7 protein-coding genes are annotated in these 7,077 nt (G+C 43.0%); 5 read left to right on the top strand and 2 right to left on the bottom strand.

What is annotated here, in order from left to right:
• The 5 genes from U9O96_04635 to U9O96_04615 all read left to right on the top strand — a co-directional run.
• The coding region (locus U9O96_04635; protein ID MEA2054386.1) for an IS1634 family transposase at positions 1-1,188 on the top strand (1,188 nt) is incomplete at its 5' end.
• A 125-nt stretch (positions 1,189-1,313) separates the two neighbouring features.
• Positions 1,314-2,177: a hypothetical protein gene (locus tag U9O96_04630; GenBank protein MEA2054385.1), complete on the top strand. Its 864-nt coding sequence runs from the start codon at positions 1,314-1,316 to the stop codon at positions 2,175-2,177.
• Positions 2,178-2,200: 23 nt separating this feature from the next.
• Positions 2,201-2,815 (top strand): hypothetical protein, encoded by a 615-nt coding sequence (locus tag U9O96_04625; GenBank protein MEA2054384.1) that lies wholly within the window; start codon positions 2,201-2,203, stop codon positions 2,813-2,815.
• Positions 2,816-2,883: 68 nt separating this feature from the next.
• On the top strand, positions 2,884-4,053 hold the full coding sequence (locus U9O96_04620) for a hypothetical protein (protein MEA2054383.1): 1,170 nt from the start codon (positions 2,884-2,886) through the stop codon (positions 4,051-4,053).
• Positions 4,050-4,382 (top strand): thioredoxin family protein, encoded by a 333-nt coding sequence (locus U9O96_04615; protein ID MEA2054382.1) that lies wholly within the window; start codon positions 4,050-4,052, stop codon positions 4,380-4,382. The genes U9O96_04620 and U9O96_04615 overlap by 4 nt, the downstream gene beginning before the upstream one ends.
• 46 nt (positions 4,383-4,428) lie before the next feature.
• Here the strand turns inward: U9O96_04615 and U9O96_04610 are convergent, their stop codons facing one another.
• On the bottom strand, positions 4,429-4,776 hold the full coding sequence (locus U9O96_04610) for a PqqD family protein (GenBank protein MEA2054381.1): 348 nt from the start codon (positions 4,774-4,776) through the stop codon (positions 4,429-4,431).
• Positions 4,766-6,751, bottom strand: coding sequence for an oligopeptide transporter, OPT family (locus U9O96_04605; GenBank protein ID MEA2054380.1), 1,986 nt, complete (start codon positions 6,749-6,751; stop codon positions 4,766-4,768). Before U9O96_04605 ends, U9O96_04610 begins: the two co-directional genes overlap by 11 nt.
• Positions 6,752-7,077: the final 326 nt, after the last annotated feature.

Raw genomic sequence — 7,077 nt, 5'->3', positions numbered from 1 at the left:
GAATTCGGTGCAAAGCTTGTTTCACTTGGTCTGAAACCATCTCTTGTCCTATGGGATACTTCTAATTATTCTACAAACATCGAGAACTGGGGTGATAAAGAACTTCCTAACCCAGGGTATGCTAAAGATAAGCGTTTTGATAAGAACATCATCGGTACAGGTATTGTCTTAAGTAAGGATGAAATTCCATTGTACCATTCAGTGTATCCTAGAAACGAAAACGATGCTCATCTATTCAAAAGAAGTATAAACGAGATTGTGAGCAAGATTCAAAAATTATGCCGTAACTCTAGCAAGATTACTATTGTTTTTGACAAAGGAAACAACTCAGAGGATAATATTAGGGAGGTGTTAGAAAACTGCCACATAGTTGGTTCTATATCATTCGATGAAGTACCAGATCTATTAGAGATCCCTTTAGAGGAATTTAAGTTTATTTATCGAATGAGAAATGGTACAGCTTTAAAAGCCTACAGGACCTCTAGAGAACTGTGGAACTTAGGAGAGTTCACTGTCATTGTTACATATAATCCAAACACGAAAAAGAGACAGGCAAGAACTTGGGAGAAAAGAAAGGAAAACATCAACAAAAAATTGACAGAGCTAAAAGAAAAATTTGAGAGAAAGAAAGGTAGAGGAAAACGAATGACTGTCAAAGGATTAACAACAAACATCACTCAAGCGATCCCAAAGCAGTACAGAGCAGTGTACTGGTGGGATATCGACGGGAAAAACAGGAAGTTCGAATGGAAACTACTCGAAGAAAAAGAAGAAAAAATGATGGAAAAATTTGGGAAAAATGTGATATTTACTGATCTCAAAAAATGGGATACACGAAGAACTGTAAAGGCATACCACAGCAAGTATAAGGTAGAGAAAACATTTAGGTGGCTCCATGGAAAATTACTCATCCCAATACCACCTGTTTATCATGATAAGGATGACAGAATAAGGGTTCACATATTTCTATGTGTGATGGCACTCTCTTTTATTCGATTGATAAAAAAACAACTCCGAAGAGTTACTGTTAGTGACGAGCAACTCCTTGAAGAATTGAGAGACTTACAAGTAGCTCTAGTGAAAGATGTTCGGACAGGTGATATTCAGTTGAAAGTCAAGGAGATGAACCCTGTACAAGCTGCTGTTTTTTCGCAACTAGGACTAGATAGGTATATCAAAGTTATTTAGCAGCGAAAATTCTAAAATTTTACTACACTTCTACAGAAGGAAAAATCAAGGATCTTTTAAACTTGAGAATAAAACTTTTGGCGAAAGTCTATATATATACACATATTATAGTTCTGGTGGAAAAAATGAAACAAAAAGCAAAAATCTTGGGTTTTGTTTTGGCGATAGCAATGGTGACTGTGTCGATGATGCCACTTGTGATAGAAACCGATGCCTGTGAGCCCACATCAACTGGAGTAAAAACTTTTGATGAATTGACGACAACGGAGAAAACAACAATCACAAACACAGAAAACTCGGCTGAGGTACAGGATGTGTTGAACGCTCTGAGTGCATCTGGTGCTGACCTTAATTTTAACAGTGCAATAATCAAAGACGTCGACAGTTCCAAAACGATTGTAACCGTTCCCCTGAATACACCCAGCGAGGAAAAAGCTTCTCTGATAATCCACCTATCCAACGGAGAAGTAAGCCAGGTGGGATGTACAGTAATGGAGCCCATAACAGACGGTGCATTATACTCTGTTTCACCGGACGGCACTGAAGTGTTATATTCGGCTTCTTCCTTTGATGATATAACCGTGTCCGAAACGAGCGGGGGAGTAGTAGCTTCGCAGACGATGATGGCGCAGACTTCAGACTCTGGTGGATGGGGAGATTGTGTTGATAATTGTTTGGATGATGTCCCCCTCTGGTGGTGGCTCCTCTCAGAGGCACTTATTTTGTACGGTCTCTTTGGTGAGGGGGGTCTTATAGACTTTCCATTTAATCTGATTGTTGGGTACATGGGAGTTGCAATGTTCTCTAGTCCTATCGTGGGGTGTATGGGATGGTGTGCTGCCCAGAGTAGTGGACAAGGTTCTACTTCCTCAGTTGCAGTGGACATATATGCTACCTCGGAGGATGTTACCATGACGATCCCCGCTATCGGTACCACTGTTACAACAACAACAGACGGAACAGTCTCCACCGGAACAAATAATAATTAAAACGCTATTCAAATGTGGGAAACATGAAACGGAAAGCAATCTTGAGTATAGCCTTATCCGTCGCAATATTGATGACAGCGGTTGCTCCAGCAATCGCATGTCATCCTTGGAGACAGGAAGGAAAAGTGGAGAAAGCAAACGATGAAATAACCATCCTGAAAAACTCTCCAATGATAGAGCGGTTGATCACCCAATATGACGTGAAGCCAGTTTTTGACAAATCGTTTGTCACGGAAGGAAAACCAGCACTCGTGGTAACTCCACTAGCTATGGGCGTCCTTATATCTTTCATAAAAGGGAATCAAGTAAGCGATGCAGGCATCTTATCAGCAAAACCAATCTCGAACGGTTTCCTGTTCAACCTCCAGCGAGAGGAAGGTGTTACAGATATAGCATATTCTGATGGTGAAATAGCATATTCGGGCGAAACATTCCCTCCCATAAACTGGTCATGCTTGATCAAATGCACGCTCAGCCACCCCCTCTTCTGGGTTGGCTTTGTTATAGGGGTGGTAATCCCAGCCTTCATCCCCGATCTCATGCCTTTGGATGGGCTTATTGAAATTCCTTTAATGATCATGGGGGCCCTTATATCTTCACGGGCAATAGCAATCTGTGTTCCACAGTGCGTTGAATAACGAATAGAGATCAAACTCAGCCGGAATAAATATAATATCGAAAGCTTTTCAGGATAGCGAGGACAAGGATGAACAGTAAACCCTGCGTTGTATTACTCATTTTCATTGTGCTTTCCACAATATTTCCTGCTTCTATTGGACAGGAGAGAAGCGTCTACCATCAATTGTTCCAAATGGAGTTATCCGAAATTTCTGCAATGTACGAAAACGAGTCCGTGCCTGGATACGAGAGTTTTGTCAAAGCAAAAGAAAATGGAGGAAAGTATCCATTTTATTCATATAAGCTTTTAGTAAAATGCTTCGCATCAATTTGGATGGAGAATGCGACCGCTATGCTAAAATCTATGGGAAATGAGAGTGCTTGTAATCTCCTTCTTGCCGATGTCCAGCAAAATTTTTCTGAGATAAGTGAAGAATTTAATGGTACAACTCCGAAAAGCATTGCATCCATGGAATGGCTCGCTTTAGCGGAGAAAAACGTGAGAGAAGCTAAAGGTTTTATTAACAAATCAGCTTCCCATCTGGAAAAAGAGGGATACACTTTGGCTTTGCTGTCAGGCATACAGGCAAAATCACTGCTTCACAAGGCAGAAGACTTTATAGAAATCGCCTATACAAGGAATAACGCTTCACAGGTGAATGAAACGGATATAAAAAATGCATCAGAGTTTATAGCATCAAGATGGATTGAGCTTGCAGAAACAGCCGTTGAGTATGTAGAAAGTTTTGGAGGAGCAGCGAAAGCGAGAAATCTTTTGGAAGAAGCAAAAGGATATTGCAAGGCTGAGTCATATTATCTGGCTTTAATGAAAGCATCTCACGCAAAATCTCTGGCAGAATATTTAACTGCTCATCCAGGATTTAATACCCGTGACGAGGCACTAAAGATGTGCAGGACGTATTTGGAATACGCGAACTTGAGTCTCTCCAGGGTATATAAGGAACCAACTGTTGATGCTCCATTTGCAGAGATGACAATTGAGCTGGCAGAACTACACCTGAAAGATGCGGAAAAAGAAGAAAGTGAGGGTGGTGCGATGGCCATCGCTTCTCTTTCAATAAAAGAAGCATTAGGGGCAAGAGAGCAAGCCGTTGCAGCTCTTGATTTAAAGAAAGCGTTGGGCATTTCCTTTCAGGAGGAAAGCAAAGCCGACTTTCCGTGGGGAGAAGTAGCCCTAATCGTGGTTGTTGCATCGGTGATTTTCCTCGCTGCTTTATACATCAAGAGAAAAAAATGAAACACATTTTATATGCAGGCATGGCAGCTTTTCTAACTCTTGTAGCGATCCTGTTTCTACTCCTTTTTCTGCCATCTGGAGGAGAAACAATTGTTGAGTATTATTACATGGAAGGATGTGGTGATTGCGAGGAAACGACTCCCATAATCAAGGAAATTGAGAAAGAATACAGCGTGAATATAAAATGGATAAGCGTGAACACTCAAGAAGGATTAGAGAAGTGGAACAAGTATAATTTTACTGAAGTGCCCGCGGTAGTTATAAATGGAGAGGAAATCCCTAAAGGTGAGATAACAAAGGAAAGGCTTGTCCGGGAAATAAGCCTATGATGCTTTAACAGAAGCTTTTTTCAGATGGTTATTCTATAGATATCATTCATTCCCAGGTTATAAGCCCGCGGTTTTTCAGCATGTGGAGGAACAAAAAAGAGCGCTTCTCCATGCCTTCCTCTTCAAATTTTTCTCCCATGCTTTCTTTCATTTCATTCAATATTTCCCCGACAGTTGTTTTTCCATCACATCTCTTCCATATGAATGAACCCATTTCGTCCAGATTTACCACTATGTAATTCTGCTTTTTCAATACCCTGCAAAGCCATTTGCCCAATTTTCCTTCAAATTTGATGGCCTTGATTCTGGCAAGCCCTTCTTCCTCATACCACTCCGCGGTGCGCATAGGCCTGGCATCTTTCCCTATCTCAAGTTTAAAATTTTTACTTTTCACTCTCAGATTGGGCTTTGTTAAATTCCCTCAATACAACATATCCTACCAGAAATGCGATATAACACCAGATAAGCATTCCGGGCCATGACGGTGCATCCTCCAGCAATTTCAAATTCACATGCCCTATAATCAGGAACGCCGATATGACCCCCATTATTGCCTCTCCCGCAATAAGGCCGGCGGTGAATAGCAGGCCAGTACGGTGGGCCCTTTCTTTGGGTGACACCCCATGCTTTTTAATGGCCATTTCCCAGTCGCTCAGTTCCTCCTCCCCTTCATTGCCTGTGGATCTCCTTGCTATTATTTTATCCACTACAGCCCTTACACCCCCCCCGACAAAAATCGGTATGCTGAGGGAGAGCGGCAGATATGTTCCTATTGCCACGGGCAGAACAGGAATATCCATCAGTATTAATACCAGGGCAAGAAACGCACCCGCAATGACATATGGCCATACCATCTCTCCTCCAATGACTCCCTTTACAATCCCCCCCATTAAAAACGCCTGAGGGGCAGGTAAATTCTTTGTGCCTATTCCATATGCCCCATCTAGCGCCTTTACAACAATGCCAAGTACAGGGGCTGCCGCAATTATGCCGAATACTTCTGCAAGCTGCTGTTTGTAGGGTGTTGAACCTATCATCTCGCCCGCCGCCATTGATTGTAAGACATCTCCGGATATAGCTCCTGCACAACACACAACAGCTGCCATTAGTATCACGATCGTCATGCCCTCTATCCCCGTCACTCCGAATGCCAGCATCAGTATGCTCACGAAAAGCAGTACTGCTACCGTCACACCCGATATGGGATTATTTGATGAGCCGAGCAGCCCCGCCATGTACCCTGCTATTGCACTCGCCAGGAAGGCTGCGACTACAAGTAATACCGACATGAATGCTGATATGGCATACGTCTCGGACGCCCATGCATATAGTATAAATGTGGGGATGACAAGAAATCCAATTGTAAGAAATACTTTTTTAAAATTCAGATCGGTATCTGTCCTCTTTTTCGTCACTACTTCTCCTCCTCTCAATCCTATGATGGCTTCTTTTATCCCTCCCATAAGATTGCTCCTCAAGCTCCATATCGTGTACAGACCTCCGACAACCATCGCCCCGACACCGATATACCTGACGTAGTCCCCCCATATCGTATAAAATCCATCTAACGTGCTGGTTGCATCTGCGGGCATGCCGGTGGAAAGGATAATCAGCGGTGTCAGAACAACCCAGCCGAGTAAACCTCCTGCGAAAACAAACGAAGCAATCCTGGGCCCCACGATATATCCCACGCCAAGCAGCGCCGGCGAGGCTGCACTTCCCCCATAAAAATAACCCTCTGTTGATCGCCCCAATATATAATATTTTCCAACTGCAACTACTTTCTCAACGCTTCCCCTAAAAATATTCAGCGATACCTGTGAGAATTTTACCACTGCTGCAAGCGCGGCTCCCACCACCATCCATATGCTCCCCTCGCTTCCCTTGCTTCCCCCCCCGCCGCCAGCCGCCGTGGTAATTACGGCAGCGACTGCAATTCCTTCTGGAAATGGTAAATCAGTTTTTACTATAAGGGCTCTTCTCAGCGGGACCATCCATAGAACGCCCAGAAGTCCGCCAATCAGTGCTATGAGGGTGGTTTCCAGATAGTGGATATTATCCCAGGCACCGATAACAACGAGGGCCGGGATCGTGAAAATCACTCCTGCTGCCAGTGCCTCACCTGCTGCTGCCCCCATCATGCCTGTTACATTTTCCAGTATGTTACCTTTCAACGGCTTTAGAAGAGCAAGTGCCATTATCGCTCCCGGTATGGCAGCTGATACAGTCATTCCTGCATAAAGACCCAGATACGCATTTGCTGAGCCCATAATAATTGCAAGAACCATGCCCACGAGCACGGCCTTAAGAGTCAATTCTGGAAGTTTTTCTTCTGCAGGAATGAAAGACTTAAAATCTTCACGTGACATGATATTCTCTCCCTAATCTTTTTTTCTTTTATAAATCCATCGTTTGCTACTACATATCTCTCAAATATTGGGATTTCTGTTTGCGTGTAATCGGCAATGCGGAACTGTATGCAACATTCGCCATAGGGTATCTGGAGATAGGCTTTACTATGACGAATGCGGATACACATTCCACCAAAAAGAGTCTCATGAGTCATTCTTTAAGGAAGAGTGTTGGTTTACAGCACTACGCTTATCTATGCTTATCTCGATGAGAAGGACTTGAAGAAGGTTTATGACTCAAGTTTAAAAGATCATCGATTCTACATCAGTAAAAGTGTAGTAAA

The sequence above is a fragment of the Candidatus Thermoplasmatota archaeon genome (assembly GCA_034660695.1).
Taxonomy (GTDB): domain Archaea; phylum Thermoplasmatota; class E2; order UBA202; family DSCA01; genus JAYEJS01.
This window is presented reverse-complemented; position numbering and strand designations above follow the sequence as displayed.

Bases quoted from the DNA above. Each gene is read 5' to 3' on its own strand.
- U9O96_04630 (MEA2054385.1), top strand. From the start codon at position 1,314: ATGAAACAAAAAGCAAAAATCTTGGGTTTTGTTTTGGCGATAGCAATG.
- U9O96_04605 (MEA2054380.1), bottom strand. From the start codon at position 6,751: ATGTCACGTGAAGATTTTAAGTCTTTCATTCCTGCAGAAGAAAAACTT.
- U9O96_04625 (MEA2054384.1), top strand. From the start codon at position 2,201: ATGAAACGGAAAGCAATCTTGAGTATAGCCTTATCCGTCGCAATATTG.
- U9O96_04620 (MEA2054383.1), top strand. From the start codon at position 2,884: ATGAACAGTAAACCCTGCGTTGTATTACTCATTTTCATTGTGCTTTCC.
- U9O96_04615 (MEA2054382.1), top strand. From the start codon at position 4,050: ATGAAACACATTTTATATGCAGGCATGGCAGCTTTTCTAACTCTTGTA.